At 49.7% G+C, this 16,156-nt stretch carries 16 protein-coding genes; all 16 read left to right on the plus strand.

The features are described 5' to 3' along the window. The first annotated feature begins 121 nt into the window (after positions 1-121). The 16 genes from M5M_RS02545 (at position 122) to M5M_RS02625 (ending at position 16,043) form a co-directional block, all read left to right on the plus strand. Complete coding sequence (locus tag M5M_RS02545; protein ID WP_016389179.1) at positions 122-331, plus strand: ComEA family DNA-binding protein; 210 nt, start codon at positions 122-124, stop codon at positions 329-331. 280 nt (positions 332-611) lie between these two features. Then, a complete protein-coding gene (cmk, locus tag M5M_RS02550; RefSeq protein WP_015045902.1) occupies positions 612-1,283 on the plus strand; it encodes a (d)CMP kinase in 672 nt (223 codons plus the stop codon). Between the two features lie 169 nt (positions 1,284-1,452). Then, on the plus strand, positions 1,453-3,135 hold the full coding sequence (rpsA, locus tag M5M_RS02560; RefSeq protein WP_015045904.1) for a 30S ribosomal protein S1: 1,683 nt from the start codon (positions 1,453-1,455) through the stop codon (positions 3,133-3,135). Positions 3,136-3,460: 325 nt separating this feature from the next. Then, the gene (gene ihfB / locus M5M_RS02565) at positions 3,461-3,757 is read left to right on the plus strand and encodes an integration host factor subunit beta (RefSeq protein WP_015045905.1); all 297 of its coding nucleotides are present in this window, start codon (positions 3,461-3,463) and stop codon (positions 3,755-3,757) included. A gap of 8 nt (positions 3,758-3,765) precedes the next feature. Further along, positions 3,766-4,038, plus strand: a complete 273-nt coding sequence (locus M5M_RS02570) for a LapA family protein (protein ID WP_015045906.1) — start codon at positions 3,766-3,768, stop codon at positions 4,036-4,038. Positions 4,039-4,045: 7 nt separating this feature from the next. After that, a complete protein-coding gene (locus M5M_RS02575; protein WP_015045907.1) occupies positions 4,046-5,227 on the plus strand; it encodes a tetratricopeptide repeat protein in 1,182 nt (393 codons plus the stop codon). Between the two features lie 220 nt (positions 5,228-5,447). Then, positions 5,448-6,152 carry an orotidine-5'-phosphate decarboxylase gene (pyrF, locus tag M5M_RS02580; RefSeq protein ID WP_024330264.1) on the plus strand — a complete coding sequence of 235 codons (705 nt, stop codon included), beginning with the start codon at positions 5,448-5,450 and terminating at the stop codon, positions 6,150-6,152. Positions 6,153-6,405: 253 nt separating this feature from the next. After that, entirely contained in the window at positions 6,406-7,317 is a 912-nt protein-coding gene (gene cysD, locus M5M_RS02585; protein ID WP_015045909.1) for a sulfate adenylyltransferase subunit CysD, read from the plus strand. Positions 7,318-7,411: 94 nt separating this feature from the next. Beyond that, positions 7,412-8,830, plus strand: coding sequence for a sulfate adenylyltransferase subunit CysN (gene cysN, locus M5M_RS02590; RefSeq protein ID WP_015045910.1), 1,419 nt, complete (start codon positions 7,412-7,414; stop codon positions 8,828-8,830). A gap of 69 nt (positions 8,831-8,899) precedes the next feature. Further along, on the plus strand, positions 8,900-10,642 hold the full coding sequence (locus M5M_RS02595) for a glycosyltransferase family 2 protein (RefSeq protein WP_162141154.1): 1,743 nt from the start codon (positions 8,900-8,902) through the stop codon (positions 10,640-10,642). A 45-nt stretch (positions 10,643-10,687) separates the two neighbouring features. Beyond that, positions 10,688-11,569 carry a glycosyltransferase gene (locus M5M_RS02600; RefSeq protein WP_162141153.1) on the plus strand — a complete coding sequence of 294 codons (882 nt, stop codon included), beginning with the start codon at positions 10,688-10,690 and terminating at the stop codon, positions 11,567-11,569. 2 nt (positions 11,570-11,571) lie between these two features. Then, positions 11,572-12,435 (plus strand): glycosyltransferase family 2 protein, encoded by an 864-nt coding sequence (locus M5M_RS02605; protein WP_015045913.1) that lies wholly within the window; start codon positions 11,572-11,574, stop codon positions 12,433-12,435. A 29-nt stretch (positions 12,436-12,464) separates the two neighbouring features. Beyond that, positions 12,465-12,986 (plus strand): hypothetical protein, encoded by a 522-nt coding sequence (locus M5M_RS02610; protein ID WP_015045914.1) that lies wholly within the window; start codon positions 12,465-12,467, stop codon positions 12,984-12,986. 51 nt (positions 12,987-13,037) lie between these two features. Beyond that, on the plus strand, positions 13,038-13,844 hold the full coding sequence (locus M5M_RS02615) for an ABC transporter permease (protein WP_016389181.1): 807 nt from the start codon (positions 13,038-13,040) through the stop codon (positions 13,842-13,844). Continuing rightward, positions 13,841-14,569, plus strand: a complete 729-nt coding sequence (locus M5M_RS02620; RefSeq protein WP_015045915.1) for an ABC transporter ATP-binding protein — start codon at positions 13,841-13,843, stop codon at positions 14,567-14,569. Before M5M_RS02615 ends, M5M_RS02620 begins: the two co-directional genes overlap by 4 nt. A gap of 67 nt (positions 14,570-14,636) precedes the next feature. Then, positions 14,637-16,043 carry a hypothetical protein gene (locus tag M5M_RS02625; protein WP_015045916.1) on the plus strand — a complete coding sequence of 469 codons (1,407 nt, stop codon included), beginning with the start codon at positions 14,637-14,639 and terminating at the stop codon, positions 16,041-16,043. The last annotated feature ends 113 nt before the right edge of the window (positions 16,044-16,156 follow it).

A 16,156-nucleotide genomic window follows, 5' to 3' on the forward strand; every position in this document is an offset into this window, starting at 1 on the left:
ACTGAAAAGGAATTTGGTATGAAGCGTACTACTGCATTGCTGCCGGCATTTTTTTCTCGCCGCGCTCACATCCGCTGTTGTCCCCACCGCATATGTCTCTGCTGACGAAAAACCCCTTGTTGTGGCACAGACCTCTACTGTAAATATCAACACCGCCAGCGCGGAGGAGTTGTCGGCCTCCCTTAAGGGGATTGGCACATCTAAAGCGCAAGCCATTGTAGATTACCGGGAAAAGGTGGGTAAGTTTGTCTCCATCGATCAGCTTGCTGAAGTTAAGGGTATAGGCGCTGCCACGGTTGAAAAAAACCGCGCGCTTATCCGGCTGCAGTAAACCGTTTCCGTACTACCCATAGCCCTGGGTATTTTTACCGTTTGTTAAGGTTTCGGAGGCGGGCAGGGAGCCATTGCCAGTTCATGATGAGTCGGCAGCCTCCTTTAATCTTAGCGAGCGGTCTTTTTTTATAATGCATTCGCGGCTAGGAAGCCGCTCCAACAGTTAGGTGTAGGAGCGGCTTCCCAGCCGCGAATGGCCTGGCACCCAACCCGAGTCCCCATACCCCTGTTTTCCCCGTATAATCCGCCCTCAGTTTTATCAACATCCGGCGCAGTACATGGAAAACACCCCCCTCATCATCACTATCGATGGTCCCTCCGGTTCCGGTAAAGGCACTATCGCCCAGCGTGTCGCTAAATCACTCGGGCTACAGTTGCTCGATAGCGGCGCCTTATATCGTCTGGTCGCTTTAGTTGCCCTGCGTAATAACATCAATGCAGACGACCACGTCGCTCTGGCCCACGCTGCACGGGCTCTGGATATCCGCTTTGAACCTACCGATACCGGCGTGTGTGCCTGGCTCGCCGGTGAAGATGTCAGTTTGGCGATCCGTCAGGAAGAGGTCGGGCTCATGGCATCACAAGTGGCCGCTGTACCCGCCGTTCGGGCAGCGTTGTTGGACCGTCAACGCGCTTTCGCTCAAGCCCCTGGGGTAGTCGCCGATGGTCGCGATATGGGCACCGAAGTCTTCCCGCAAGCAACCGTCAAGGTCTACCTCACGGCCAGTGCCGAGGAAAGGGCCAATAGGCGCTATAACCAGTTGAAAGCAAAGGGGGAATCTGTTAACCTCCGCCGCCTGCTGGAAGACATCCAGGCACGCGATGAGCGGGACATGAACCGACAGGTCTCACCCCTCAAGCCTGCAGCGGACGCGGTGATAATCGACAGTTCGCAAATGGGTATTGATGAAGTGCAGGATGCGGTGCTGGCGTTAGTCGACAAACGCTGACCCAACCTTCGCCTCGCCGAACGTGTTTTCCAGCCTACGGCGTCCCGCTGCTTTGCCAGAAATGAGCAGTTGGCGCTTTATTTTTAACTGGCCCGTGTCACTGGCGATACGGTAAGCAGCGAATCCATAACAACCCCGGATTCCTGTGTCCTCATTATTAGGTAGCCTCATGAGCGAAAGCTTTGCAGAACTCTTTGAAGAAAGTTTGAAATCCGTTGATATGATCCCCGGCACCATCGTGACCGGTGTGGTAATCGATATCGACAAAGACTGGGTGACTGTTCACGCCGGTCTGAAATCCGAAGGCGTGATTCCCGCCGAGCAGTTCAAGAATGAAAACGGCGAGCTGACCCTGTCTATTGGTGACGAGGTTCAGGTTGCTCTGGAAACCGTTGAAGACGGTTTCGGTGAGACCCGTCTTTCCCGCGAGAAGGCCAAGCGTGCCGAAGCCTGGAAAGTACTGGAAGCTGCGCATAATGCTGACGAAGTGGTTACCGGTGTTATCAATGGCAAGGTTAAGGGTGGTTTCACCGTTGACGTGGCCAGCATCCGTGCGTTCCTGCCAGGTTCTCTGGTAGACGTGCGCCCCGTACGCGAAACCGCGCACCTGGAAGGCAAAGAGCTTGAATTCAAAGTGATCAAGCTGGACCAGAAGCGCAACAACGTAGTTGTATCCCGTCGTGCCGTTCTGGAGCAGGCCAACTCGGCTGAGCGTGAAGAACTGCTGGCAAGCCTGCAGGAAGGTATGGCCGTTAAGGGTATCGTTAAGAACCTGACCGACTACGGTGCTTTCGTAGACCTGGGCGGCGTAGACGGCCTGCTGCACATTACCGATATGGCCTGGAAGCGCATCAAGCACCCAAGCGAAATCGTTGCAGTTGGCGATGAAATCGACGTTAAAGTGCTGAAGTTCGATCGCGAGCGCAACCGCGTATCTCTGGGTCTGAAGCAGCTGGGCGAAGATCCATGGGCCGCTATCACCAACCGTTACCCCGAAGGTGCCAAGGTTAAAGCCGTGGTGACCAACCTGACCGACTACGGCTGTTTCGCCGAGCTGGAAGAGGGTGTAGAAGGTCTGGTGCACGTATCCGAAATGGATTGGACCAACAAGAACATCCATCCGTCCAAAGTTGTAAACGTGGGCGACGAAGTGGAAGTGATGGTTCTGGACATCGACGAAGAGCGTCGTCGTATTTCTCTGGGTATCAAGCAGTGTCAGGAAAACCCCTGGGATGCGTTTGGTCGCCAGTACGCCAAGAACGACAAGATCTCCGGTAAGATCAAGTCCATCACCGACTTCGGTATCTTCATCGGCCTGGATGGCGGCATCGACGGTCTGGTTCACCTGTCCGACATTTCCTGGAACGAGAATGGCGAAGAAGCCGTTCGCAAGTACAAGAAAGGCGACGAGCTGGAAACCGTTATCCTGGCCATCGATCCCGAGCGCGAGCGCATCAGCCTGGGTATCAAGCAGCTGGATCAGGACCCCTTCAGTGACTATGTTGCCACCAACGACAAGGGCACCATCGTTACCGGTACTGTGAAAGAAGTTGATGCCAAGGGTGCTGTAATCACTCTTGCCGACGACGTAGAAGCTACTCTGAAAGCGTCTGAAATCAGCCGCGATAAGGTAGAAGATGCGCGCAACGTACTGAAAGAAGGCGAGTCTGTTGAAGCCAAGATCATCAACGTGGATCGCAAGAACCGCGTGATCAACCTGTCTATCAAGTCTAAAGATGTAGACGACGAGAAAGCAGCGATCAAAGAGCACAGCAACAAGTCTTCTGAGTCTGCTGCTCCTGCAACCCTGGGTGACCTGATCAAGGCCCAGATGCAGAGCCAGGACAAGTAATCGCAAGATTACAATGTCTGTAGAAAAGGGCCGCTTATGCGGCCCTTTTTTGTTGGAGCGGCGGGGCGGCCATCCGCTTCATAGCTGGAATGCTCAGCTGTGGGAGCGGCTTCCTAGCCACGAATGAATCCGGCACCAACCCATTCGCGGCTGGGTAGCCGCTCCTACAGTCAAAATCAAACCCTAAACCCTATAAAAAACAGCAACTTACCCTTAATTTTGGTTGCAGATTCTCCAATGCTGGTGTAAAAATAACGCTATGTGATTGAATTTTGGCGATTTTTCGCCGTTCGAGAGCGTAAATCCACCGCCTGGGGGCCAGAAAATGACCAAATCCGAGCTTATTGAGCGTATTGCTCAGCGGCAGGATCAGTTGTCTGCCAAGGATGTTGAGCTTACGGTTAAGCTGCTTTTGGACTATATGTCAGAAGTGCTGGCTGCGGGCGACCGGATTGAAATCCGGGGGTTTGGTAGCTTTTCATTGCACTATCGCGAACCTCGTATTGGCCGCAATCCAAAGACCGGCGATTCGGTAGAATTGGCAGGTAAATACGTCCCGCATTTCAAGCCAGGTAAGGAAATGCGCGATCGCGTTAACCAAAGCCTGCATGAATACCCCTAAGGGGCACCATGAGCGCCATAAAACGTATCATCGTACTGTTTCTACTATTGCTGTTCGGCATTCTCGGCGCCTGGTTCGGCTGGGTGAATCGCACTCAGGTGGAATTGAATCTTCTCGGCGTTACCTCTGTCGAGCTCAGTTTGGGCATTATCGTATTGGGGGCGCTGTCTTTTGGTGTGTTTGCCGGATTGGCAGTCGCACAAATCAGCGTGTATCAATTGCGGTTGAAAAACCGCTCACTCACCAAAAAGCTCAGTTATAACCAGGGCAAAGCGGACTAAAGCCTGAATGACCACTGGCAGCATATTTCTCATGGTGCTGATAGCCTTAATTATTGGCTATGTCATGGGTATTTATCAGCGCCGCGCAGAACCCGAAGAGCTGGAGGAGCAGCGTTCAGACGAGCAGGCGCTGCTGAAAAGTCTGGGCTTGATACTGCGCGATGAGTCAGACGCGGGGCTCGATCAATTTATTCACCGGCTCGATGTGACGCCAGCCACCCTCGATACACACCTGGCCGTGGGCACCTTGTTCCGGCGCAAAGGTGAAGTCAGCCGTGCCATCAAAGTGCATCAGAACCTGATATCCCGCCCGAGTCTTTCCAAGGCGCAGCGACTTAACGCCCAGCTTGAGCTTGCCCGGGATTTCTATCAGGCGGGGTTGCTGGACCGTGCCGAACGGCTGTTGTTGGAGCTGTTCGACGCCGATGACGTCTCGCGCGACGATGTAGCGAATCTCCTGGTGGAGATTTATCAGGACGAAAAAGAATGGCCTAAGGCAATTGATATTGTCGACCGGTTGGGCAAGGGCTGGTTTACGAAGCTGTCGGAGGAGTGGCAGCTCATACGTGCCCACTTTTGCTGCGAGCAAGCAACAGTTGCACTTAAGGCGGGCGATATGCTTGAAGCCCGGCGGTTACTAAAGCAGGCCAGGCTACAGCAAAAAGGACTTGCCCGGGCCTGTTTGCTTTTGGCTGATATTGAAATGCAGGCGGGCAATCGTGCAGCAGCGGTGGGTGCTATTAATCAGGCGGTGCTCAGTGGATTCGATTACGTATTCCCGGCTATCCCTTTGCTGTCTGAGCTGGCACAGGACCCCAAGCATCGCGCGAGTGCTATTGAATTACTGCGCCAAGGCTGGCGGGAATCAGCGCTGGCCGCGTGCCTGCTGAAAGAGTCCGAGCTCGAAGCGTCTCGTGACCTGGAGGAATCACTGAATATTTTGCTGCTGGCGTTGCGCGATCGGCCGAACCTGAGATTGTTGCACCGCTACCTGACCTTGCTGCAGTCTCGCTCGTCAGACGTGGCAGAGCTCAATGAAACGCTCGATAAAGTCGCAGCGCGGCTGGATGCAATGCCCCAGTACCGGTGTGGGCATTGCGGTTTCACTGCAAAACAGCTGCACTGGCTTTGTCCTAGCTGCAAGCGCTGGGGCGGCCTTGCGCCAATCAAAGGCCTGGAGGGCGTATAGCCTCTTCCATTGTTAGCGCGACTTCCATGTAGGAGCCTCGAGCCCCTTCTCTGTGGGAGCGGCTTCCCAGCCGCGAATACCCCCAAGCAAATAGGCGCCCTCCGTTGGCGCGATGGGCGGCCATCTGATTCCTGTCCGAGAAGTCCTGTGCAACCCCCTTAAACCACCCCCCAAAATCCCCTACAATACGGCCTCGTAAAAAAATCACCCGGTTCACTAAATGTCCGTCCCAAACTCCCCCGTTATCGTCGCACTGGACTACCCCAATGCAGAGTCCGCCCTCGCCATGGCAGACAAGCTCGACCCCACCAAATGCCGGGTCAAAGTTGGCAAAGAGCTCTTCACCGCCGAGGGTCCGGCACTGGTAAGAACCCTGGTCAAAAAAGGTTTTCAGGTGTTCCTTGATCTCAAATTCCACGACATCCCCAACACCGTCGCCAAAGCCGTAACTGCCGCCGCTGAGCTGGGCGTTTGGATGGTCAATGTGCACGCCTCGGGCGGCAAACGAATGATGCAAGCCGCGCACGAGGCACTAAAACCCTACGGCGCCAACGCGCCCTTGTTAATCGCCGTCACCGTGTTGACCTCAACGGAAGAGGGGGAGTTGAACGATATTGGGCTGGATTGTTCAATCAATGGACAAGTGTTGCGCCTGGCAACGCTGGCGAAAGATTGCGGGCTTGATGGCGTGGTGTGCTCCGCCCAGGAGGCAGAGATGCTGAAAGGCGCTCAGGGTCCGGAATTCCAACTTGTCACCCCGGGTATCCGCCCCGCATCCGCCACAGCCGATGATCAGCGCCGCATCATGACGCCAAGTCAGGCATTGAAAGCCGGAGTGGATTACATGGTAATCGGGCGCCCCATTACACAGGCAGAAGACCCGCAACAAGCCCTCAATGAGATCCTCAAAGAGTGTGGCGCGTAAAACAACATCGGGTCTAGATTATACATGTGCTCAGACATTTGTCCGGTCAATTTGTTGGGGCCCGCTTCTTGGCCTGCATAACCTGGTTCAACGGTTAACCACCTTTCCAGTTCACGCATACCCTTATTCCCAAATATTCTCCTACCCTAGAGACTAACCTACTGATTTCCCATATAATTCCGTCACATTTTTGACATAAGTTGGCACGAGTGTACAATGCCTGCCAGCCAAGGATAGCGAACCTCCCAAGACCATGACCACCAACTACAAAATGACCCACCTCCAGCAGTTGGAGGCAGAAAGTATTCATATCATCCGCGAAGTAGCCGCAGAGTTTGATAACCCGGTAATGCTCTATTCCGTAGGCAAAGATTCCGCCGTTATGATGCACCTCACCATGAAGGCGTTTTACCCGGGTAAACCACCATTCCCGCTCATGCACGTGGATACTACCTGGAAGTTCAAGGAAATGATTGAATTCCGCGACCAGCGGGTAAAGGAACTTGGCTGGGATTTGATTGTCCATATCAATGAAGAAGGTGTTAAAGCCGGGGTAGGGCCGTTCACCCACGGCAGTGCCAAGCACACCGACATTATGAAAACCCAGGCGCTCAAGCAAGCGCTGAACAAATACGGCTTCGACGCGGCATTCGGAGGCGCACGCAGGGATGAAGAAAAATCCCGCGCTAAAGAGCGAGTATACTCATTCCGCGACAAAAACCATCGTTGGGACCCTAAAAACCAGCGTCCAGAACTGTGGAATATTTACAATGGCCGAGTAGATAAAGGCGAAAGCATCCGTGTATTCCCGCTCTCCAACTGGACCGAGCTGGATATCTGGCAATACATCCACTTGGAAGGCATTCCCATCGTCCCACTCTATTTCGCCGATAAGCGACCAGTAGTCGAAAAAGATGGTGTGCTGATCATGGTGGACGACGACCGTATGCCCATCGGACCAGAAGACAAGGTGGAAGAAAAAATGGTCCGCTTCCGTACGCTGGGATGCTATCCGCTGACCGGAGCAGTAGAGTCACAAGCAACCACACTGCCCGAAATTATCCAGGAAATGTTGCTCACCAAAACTTCCGAGCGACAGGGCAGGGTCATCGATAACGACAGCGCCGGATCGATGGAAAAGAAAAAGCAGGAAGGCTACTTCTAAATCAACTTTAAAAGTCACAGCAATACCTGCCCGAACATAGTCGGGCAGGTTGCGTTTTAGGGGATAGAAAAACCCCACGCAATGCGAGGAAATTATGTCACATCAGTCCAGTTTAATTGCCGAAGATATCGACGCTTACCTTAAGCAGCATGAAGATAAAGAGCTTCTGCGCTTCTTAACCTGTGGTTCGGTTGATGATGGTAAGTCCACATTAATCGGACGCTTGCTGCACGATTCAAAAATGATCTTTGAGGATCAACTGGCAGCGATAGAAAAAGATTCAACTAAGCACGGAACAACCGGTAACAAAATTGACCTGGCGTTGTTGGTGGACGGCCTGCAGGCTGAAAGAGAGCAGGGTATTACCATCGATGTAGCCTACCGTTACTTCTCCACCGAAAAGCGCAAGTTCATTATTGCAGATACGCCCGGCCACGAGCAGTACACGCGCAATATGGTCACCGGGGCCTCAACGTGCGACCTGGCCATCATTCTGATCGACGCCCGTTATGGTGTGCAAACACAGACCCGTCGCCACAGCTATATCGCTTCACTGCTTGGTATCAAGCACATTGTATGTGCCATTAATAAAATGGACCTGCTCGATTTCGATCAAGCCAAGTTCGAATCTATCAAAGCTGATTACGCCCAGCTTGCGGAAAAACTTGGCATGAGTGACGTCAACTATGTACCCATATCTGCGTTGGATGGGGATAATGTGGTTGACCGTAGCACTCGTTGCGATTGGTATATCGGTCAAACGCTAATGGAAATACTGGAAAGCGCACCCATAGCGGAGGATCGCAACCTTTCCGATTTTCGCTTTCCTGTGCAATATGTTAATCGCCCGAACCTGAATTTCCGTGGATTCTGTGGAACTGTTGCCAGTGGTGTTATCGCCAAGGGTGACGAAGTCAAAGTCTTACCTAGCGGTAAAACAAGTACCGTGAAGGCCATTATTACGGCAGGCGGTGAAATTGATGAGGCTTTTGTGGATCAATCCGTCGCCCTTACCCTTGATGATGAAATCGACATCAGCCGTGGCGACATGATTGTAAAAGCTGCAGATCCGGTAAGTGACGTAAATGCCATTAATGCTCATCTAGTGTGGATGAGTGAGAGCACACTCGAAACCAGTAAGGAATACCTGTTTAAATTTGCAGGTAAAACAGTCTCTGGCCATGTCAATGCTATTGAGCACCGTATAGACGTAAACACACAGCAAACCCAAGCTTCTGATGCATTGGCACTCAATGATATAGCCTTGGTAAACATAGAGCTCAGTCAGCGCGTGGTGGTAGATCCCTACGAGCAAAACCGTGCAACGGGTTCATTTATTGTGATTGATCGGCTGACCAACGTCACCATTGGTGCCGGTATGGTGGTATCCGCTGCAGAGCGTGAAAGCCGAGCTGATAATCCGGCTTATAGCCAATTTGAAATCGAGCTTAACGCGTTAGTTCGCAAGCACTTCCCACATTGGGGTGCTAAAAACATTGCCAAAGGCCAATAAAGGTTAACGTCTGTAATGTCCCGGGTCGCGTTGTTTGTTGGAGCAGTGCTTTCCAAGGTGCCAGAAGGCATGAAGGATGTGCTGCGCGCGAGCGCCCGAACCCGGGCGCTATACCTCCGATGTATGGGAGTACTGGGCGTTTTTCCTGGTGTGCCAACTCAGGCAGAAACAGCGGGTCTTTATGCTCGCCAGCTTCAGCGTCGAAGTGAAATGTTCGCACGATTGGGAGACAAGCAGGCGTCCGCTAAGATTGCTGTGGTGATTATTGATCGACCCGAAGATCAAGATTTTACTCGAAGTACTCTTGCGTCGATCGGTGAACAGTCACGTCAACCTGATGCTGTAGTTGTCTGGCGCCAAGGAGACCAAGAACAAAAGGTTACGCCTGAAATAAGTGAAACAAACGCATTCTCGCTGGTATGTGGCGACGCCAAGGCGCTGGCAGCCACACTATCAAATGTCGTTGGTGATGATTGCGGCGGCTTTTTCATCAATGCTGGAGATCAACTGAAATCAGACTCCGTCGAAATGCTGGCGCGTTTGGCCAAGGACGATTTGTCTTGCATCTTTTATGTGGACACAGACTCAACAGGTGAGGCTGGCGAATTAACCCCAAAATACTATCCCGCCTGGAACCCAGATTTGCAGCTCAGCACTGCATACGTACGTACCGGCCTGTGGTTGCCCGCCACTGAATTGCAAAGCCACCTGCTTGATGTGACCGAAGGCCCGGAAGCAATCGCGTTACTGCTCATTCGCACTTATCTGCAAGATCGATATAAAGTAATCCGCCACCTGCCATTAGTACTTGTAGCGCAACCTGAAACTGTTAGCTTTGGATTGGATCGGTTTAATGAAGGCGTGGATCGTGCATTGGTAAGTGCGGGTAAAGCGGAGCTGGCAGAGCAGGGCAATCGCTTGATCGTTCATTGGAATGTTTCGCCTGAACCGTTAGTCAGCATTGTAATTCCTACGCGCAATGCAAAAGATTTGGTGCAAACCTGCATTGATTCCATTGTTACTAAAACCACTTACCCCAACTATGAAATCATATTGGTAAGCAATAATACCGACGATCCAGCGTGTGCTGAGTATTTCTCTGCCCTGGCAGAGCGCGGCACTTTGAAGCTTCTGCATTACAACAAACCATTCAACTATTCTGCTATCAATAATTTTGCAGTTAGTCACGTGAAAGGCAGTGTGCTCGCATTTCTGAATAATGACATAGAAGTAATTTCACCCGATTGGCTGACCTTTATGGTAGGTCATGCTCTGCGGTCTGACATAGGTGGTGTCGGTGCTAAACTTCTGTACCCTGACAACCGGGTTCAACATGCTGGTGTTGTGATGGGCTATGGTGGCGGCGCCGGACATGCGCACAAGTACTATCCCCGGGATCATCAGGGTTACCTACAGAGATTAGCTGCGACCAATAACTACTCTGCGGTCACGGCAGCCTGTATGCTCATTGAGCGCAACAAATTTGAGGCGATAGGTGGTTTCAACGAGCAAAACCTTGCGGTGGCGTTCAATGATGTTGACCTATGCCTGCGACTCACCCAGGCAGGCCTGAGAAACGTTTATTGTGCGGAAGCCGTGCTGTACCACCACGAATCCATCAGCCGGGGTGCGGAAGATACCGCGGAAAAACAGCGCAGGTTCCAAGGCGAAGTAGACTTTCTTAAAACGCAATGGCAATGCATTATCCAAGCAGACCCGGCTTATCATCCAGCATTGACTCTGATGAACGAGGGTTTCGGCCTTGGTGAGCCCGAAGCGATCAACTTCAATTCGCTAGTGAGGCTGCGCTAGATGCAGATTTCACACGCCATATCACACATAACCCCTAGCGCTCCGATGTCTAGTAAGTCGGGGGCCAGCCTGCTGAGCCAGAAAGCTCTGCCTGATCAAGTACGTGCCGTTTGTATCATGGCAGTTTATGCGGGTGATACGCCTATTCAAGTAAACCGCGCGATTGTCAGTATTCTGCGGCAGTCCTCTTCGGCCTGCCTGTTTATTATAGTTATTGACGGTTCCGTTTCGGATGAGATCAATGCGGTATTGAAAGCATGCGATCAATCGGAAGCCAGCGTAATCCTGATTCAGCAGCATGAAAATCGGGGCCTGGCCCACAGTCTGAATCTGGCGATTGACTGGGCCGAGCAGTTTTCGCCTGACTTTTACTTTCGTATGGACGCTGATGATGAAGCGCTGCCGGAGCGATTTAGCCGGCAGCTGGCTTTTTTCAAGGAATCGCCCAATGTCGATGTACTGGGCACTGGCATGATTGAATTGGACGGCAATGGTAAGCAGATTGTCCGCATCCCTCCAACGGCCGGCGATGAAATTGTGGGTGCATTAGCGAGACGATCCCATCTTTACCACCCTACAGTCGCATTTCGCGGCCGGATATTCAGACGTGGTTTCCGCTACCCAACAGCCTTTTCCTATGTTGAAGACCTGAGATTCTGGGCTGAGCTGGCAAAGGCAGGCTTCCGGTTTGCCAACCTACCTGAGGCTCTGCTTAAGTTTACCGTCAATAAGGACTTCTACCGCCGAAGGGGATTACAGCGTAACTTCGCAGAGCTTCAGGCCCGGCTCTATGTGATGAGGGAGTTGACGCAATACAGCACGTTTAACCTGCTTTATGCGCTAGCTGTATTTGCTGTCCGACTTATGCCCGCATGGCTACTGAGGTCTGCCTACTCCTTTGACCGGCAAAAGGGTGGGGGGAGATAATCATGGTTTACGCCGTGGTGGTGCTCTACAACCCGGAATTGACTCTGGCCTTGAGACTTTTAAGGACATTACTCGATCAGGTATCCAAGGTTGTGGTAATAGACAATTCACCGGAAAGTCACGCGCACGATTTTGAGCTTGATTGTGTTGAGTACATCTTCCCAGGGAAAAATACCGGCATTGCCTCTGCTCACAACGTCGGGTTAAAAATGGCCTTGAAAGAAGGGGCGCAATACTGTGCGCTATTTGATCAGGATAGCCAGATTGAATCGGACATGATCGCCCTGCTGGCTGATGATATGCGCCAACTGACAGAGCAGGGCAGAAAGATTGCTGCGGTCGGACCCGTAGTTATAAGCGCCCGTAATGGACGTAGAGATCAGGCCCTGATAGCCAAACCTAGAAATGCAAATGAAGGGTTTGTCTCCCAGCTCATCGCCTCAGGCATGTTGATTAATACCGCTGCCCTCGATGACGTTGGCATTATGGATGAATCGTTGTTTATCGACGCTGTAGACCATGAATGGTGCTGGCGGGCCCGGGCCAAGAGCTATGCTTTGTTTCAAAGCCCTGGTGTCGTTATGCTTCACCATCAAGGAGAAGCTGATAAGCAACTGCTTGGTTTTCGCTACCGGGTGAGCGCACCCTTCAGGCTTTACTACCAATTTCGTAACGTACTGTTGTTGTGTCGCAGGTCTTATGTGCCTTTGTATTGGAAGCTACGCAATCTAGCGCTAATGCTTCCCAAGCTTTTGGTCAATGCAGCGAGGCGTGGAGATGGCGTACAGCGCTTTCGGTGGGGCCTCAAAGGTATATGGCATGGTCTTTTAAACCAATCTGGTTGCGGCCACGCTTTTTCGAAATAGCAGTTAACAAGTTACGAAACTTTGAAATTATGAGCGAGAAATATATGAACATAGCTTACGCGTTAAGGTCCTTGGTGGTAATTGCATCATTTGTAACTCTCGCCGGCTGCGATAGCAAACCAATGACGATTGAAGAGCAATTTGAAGGCAGCTATCGCGTTATGTTCGACGATAACTTTTCAGAGCTTACAACAAATGATCAGGCAAAAATGGGGATTTCCGATGACGGTACTCTGGAAATTGAAGCAACGGACAGGGATCCCATGTTGGTCTTCCCTGTCTTGCCAATCGAATCTGGTGGCAAGTATGTCGTTAAAGTAGAAGTCTGGTCCGAATTTGATGGGATGGCACAGCTGTTCTATTCCAAAGACGGTGGGGCAGAGGGAGCACGCTTTTCAGAGGCTGCATCTATTCGTAAGCAGATTATGAAAGGTGATAATACGTTGTACTACTTATTGGACGATAATGATCTTGGTAAGTGGATTCGCTTTGATCCCAACAATAGGCCGGGACGGCTTGTGATCCAGCGTTTTACTGTTAAGCGAATTTGATAATCTGCCAGTGTTATCGCTAGTGATCTAAATCAAACCATGACTAATTCCATGAAAAACAAAAGCCTATCAATGTTCGTAAGACTGAAGCGGTTTTTGTCCTTAGTAGATACTCAGGCAAAAATGTCGTTACGGGCGAATGCCTCACGCACCTACCTAAATTACATGTGGTGGATACTAGAGCCACTGTTATTCGTTGGCATGTTCTATTTGGTTTTCGAATTATTTCTTCTCCGCGGAAAGCCGGGGTTCTTCTATTTTCTAATTGTTGGCTATGTGCCCTATATGTGGGTGAGTAAAGGTCTTAGTCAAGCATCTGGGAGTGTAGCCAGTAATAAAGGACTGATAAGTCAAACAAGTCTTTCTATGTTGTTGTTTCCGTATATTGCATTTTTGGAAAGCTTTTACAAACAGCTGGTTGTTTTTTTTGTACTGATTGCATTTTTGTTTGTTGTAGGAGTGACAAATTTTAGCTCAGCATGGTGGTGGTTGCCTGTGGTGGTGGCAGTCAATCTTCTATTTGTCGTGGTTATTTCTCTCCCATTTGCATGGGCTTGCGCAGTAGTGCCTGATGTAAAGATGGTTGTAGGTATGGTGACCATGTTTCTAATGTTTACATCTGGCGTCTTTTTTGATGTTCGCGAAATTGCCAACCCTGAAATTCAGGTGTTCGTATTCTCATATCAGCCACTAGCCTTCATCTTAGATTCTTACAGACAGATACTACTTCTAGGTGTAGCTCCCAATGTGATGCATTTAGGAATTTTGGCTGGTACTTTTGTGGCTATGATTGCTTTTTTACATTTTGTATTTCATGTGACGCAGCACTATTTGGCAGAAAAGGTACTGAATTCATGAGTGAATGTTATCCGCAACCGTTAATCATGGCGAAAAATATCGGGCTAAAATATTCTTCGTTCGGTCTATTTAATAGGTTTTACCATCATGCTATCAAAGATTTAAGCTTCGAGGTATATGCGGGCGAAACATTTGGCATTATGGGTAGAAACGGATGCGGAAAGAGTTCAGTTCTTCGCCTCTTGGCTGGGATAATTAAGCCAACTAGCGGTAATGTTCTAATGGCCCAGCCTTTAACTTCAGCACTATTGACCTTAGGGTTAGGGTTTAATCCGCAGTTATCCGGCCGTAATAATGCAATGCTAAGTTGTATGCTTCAAGGCGCGAGCAAGGATTACGCCAGAAGCCTTCTTGATGATATTAAAAACTTCTCGGAGTTAGGCGCGTTCTTTGAACGCCCTGTTAAAACTTACTCTGCTGGCATGCGTTCGAGGCTTGGGTTTTCAACAGCACTCACATTGAAAGTGGATTTACTTCTAATAGATGAAACTCTTAGTGTTGGCGATGCGTCGTTCAATCAAAAGGCTGAGGCCGCACTTTTGGATAGGGTTCAGGGTTCGCAAACAGTGATATTTGTGAGTCACAATGCGGCACAAGTATCTCGCATTTGTAGCCGCGCGATGTGGCTTGAAGGTGGATGTCTAAAGGAATCTGGTGATGTTTCTGTTGTCGCTGATGCATATAAGAATTTTATGGCCCGTCTAAATACGGTTGGTCCCGTGTAATCCATTTTTCCATTAGTTAGCGATATCACCAAGTAGTCGAAACCTGTTTCCGGGGTGGGGAAGGACAATGAAACTAATTATAAGCGTTGCTAGTGTGCCAGCTTGGAAAGATTGGGTTTGTGCCATCAACATAAATACTATCGATAGTATTGACGTTGTTGAATTTCCGCCCAAAACTGACATGCTAGTTGAAGATCCAATAGATGTATTCAGTTTAGATTCGCGTCTAGATGAGCTGAATGTTTTTGATGAGGTGTTTGTTTTTTATCAAACTGCCGAATATTTTATTGTGAACACATTGAAATCCGGTTCAGATATAGAGAAAGCATCAAGGTTGTGGTCCAAAGAGATCAAGCAATTGCTGGATATTCAACGTTTGCAACGCCACAGGATTAAACTTGTTGATATACATTCTCCATATGAAGATTTAGAAAAAACCAGAAGTATTTTGGTTAACCAAGGTTTGAAAATTAGTGGAGCAGAGTTTTTAAAGAAAGGCAATTCTTACGAGCTGTTGCTGGCAAGCCAGTACGTTTCGCAGTGCCAGTACATAAGTGACATGTCATCCATGGTTTATGCTTGCAGTATTCCTGTTAGGGATGATATGGGTTATAGCTTTAACATTTCTGCTTTATTTGACAATCTAAGATTGAAGTCTCAGAAGGTTATCCTGCTCGAGGAGCAGATTTCCTGTTTGCAAAAAGAAGCCGAACGCCATTTTTTTCAGAGTAAGAGACAGGCTGAAACTTGGAGGAGGAATCATGAAGCTTTTAAGCTGGTCGATGAGCGTTGGGTCAAGAGGCTTGAAAATAAAGAAAACGAGATCTGTAAGTTGGATGCAAAACTAAAAGAAAGTTACTCGTACAAGCGACAGCTAACTAAGGTTGAGTCAGAAAAAGCTATCCTATTGGAACAGCTACAATTAGTGCAGGAGGAGCTAGAGTCTTACTTCATCAGGTTTAATTCTTTGGAACAACAAAGAGATAGGCTCCATTTGCTTAAAGAAGCTAATGATTCAAAAAATCTACGACATGAAATTAAGCAGCTAAAGTCAAAGTTGGCTGCTACGGCTTTTCAGCTTTCTATGCAAAGCAAAGAGATGGATTCAGTTAAAAGCTCCTTTGTATGGAAAGGCTTTGCGCCAATTCGCATGGTGAAAAAGGCGCTAAGAGGAGATGGTTATGAAAATATTCTTAGTGATTGCGCTCTGCTACTTACCTCTGAGTACTTTGATGTTCAGTGGTACCTGGAAGCTTACAAGGATGTGGCCGAAGCAGGAATAAACCCCGCCGAACACTATATTAAGTATGGCGCTTCCGAAGGGCGATATCCCAGTCTAAAGTTCGATGGTAATTGGTACTTGAGTCATTATCCAGATGTCGCGAACTCAGGTATGAACCCACTTATACATTTTATAAAGTTTGGTCAGGCTGAGGGTCGACAGCCCTCGTTGCTACGATTGCCTAGATCATAAGGCGGGATATCTAACACTATAGAAAAGAGCAGTCAAACTAGAGTTCTGTTGCCGTTGAGTTATATTTAGCCTGTAATGCAAATTTGATGCTCTAAGATAGCTACCAGTAACAA

The sequence above is a fragment of the Simiduia agarivorans SA1 = DSM 21679 genome (assembly GCF_000305785.2).
Taxonomy (GTDB): Bacteria; Pseudomonadota; Gammaproteobacteria; order Pseudomonadales; family Cellvibrionaceae; genus Simiduia; species Simiduia agarivorans.

Bases quoted from the DNA above. Each gene is read 5' to 3' on its own strand.
- cmk (WP_015045902.1), top strand. From the start codon at position 612: ATGGAAAACACCCCCCTCATCATCACTATCGATGGTCCCTCCGGTTCC.
- rpsA (WP_015045904.1), top strand. From the start codon at position 1,453: ATGAGCGAAAGCTTTGCAGAACTCTTTGAAGAAAGTTTGAAATCCGTT.
- ihfB (WP_015045905.1), top strand. From the start codon at position 3,461: ATGACCAAATCCGAGCTTATTGAGCGTATTGCTCAGCGGCAGGATCAG.
- M5M_RS02570 (WP_015045906.1), top strand. From the start codon at position 3,766: ATGAGCGCCATAAAACGTATCATCGTACTGTTTCTACTATTGCTGTTC.
- M5M_RS02575 (WP_015045907.1), top strand. From the start codon at position 4,046: ATGACCACTGGCAGCATATTTCTCATGGTGCTGATAGCCTTAATTATT.
- pyrF (WP_024330264.1), top strand. From the start codon at position 5,448: ATGTCCGTCCCAAACTCCCCCGTTATCGTCGCACTGGACTACCCCAAT.
- cysD (WP_015045909.1), top strand. From the start codon at position 6,406: ATGACCACCAACTACAAAATGACCCACCTCCAGCAGTTGGAGGCAGAA.
- cysN (WP_015045910.1), top strand. From the start codon at position 7,412: ATGTCACATCAGTCCAGTTTAATTGCCGAAGATATCGACGCTTACCTT.
- M5M_RS02595 (WP_162141154.1), top strand. From the start codon at position 8,900: ATGAAGGATGTGCTGCGCGCGAGCGCCCGAACCCGGGCGCTATACCTC.
- M5M_RS02600 (WP_162141153.1), top strand. From the start codon at position 10,688: ATGTCTAGTAAGTCGGGGGCCAGCCTGCTGAGCCAGAAAGCTCTGCCT.
- M5M_RS02605 (WP_015045913.1), top strand. From the start codon at position 11,572: ATGGTTTACGCCGTGGTGGTGCTCTACAACCCGGAATTGACTCTGGCC.
- M5M_RS02610 (WP_015045914.1), top strand. From the start codon at position 12,465: ATGAGCGAGAAATATATGAACATAGCTTACGCGTTAAGGTCCTTGGTG.
- M5M_RS02615 (WP_016389181.1), top strand. From the start codon at position 13,038: ATGAAAAACAAAAGCCTATCAATGTTCGTAAGACTGAAGCGGTTTTTG.
- M5M_RS02620 (WP_015045915.1), top strand. From the start codon at position 13,841: ATGAGTGAATGTTATCCGCAACCGTTAATCATGGCGAAAAATATCGGG.
- M5M_RS02625 (WP_015045916.1), top strand. From the start codon at position 14,637: ATGAAACTAATTATAAGCGTTGCTAGTGTGCCAGCTTGGAAAGATTGG.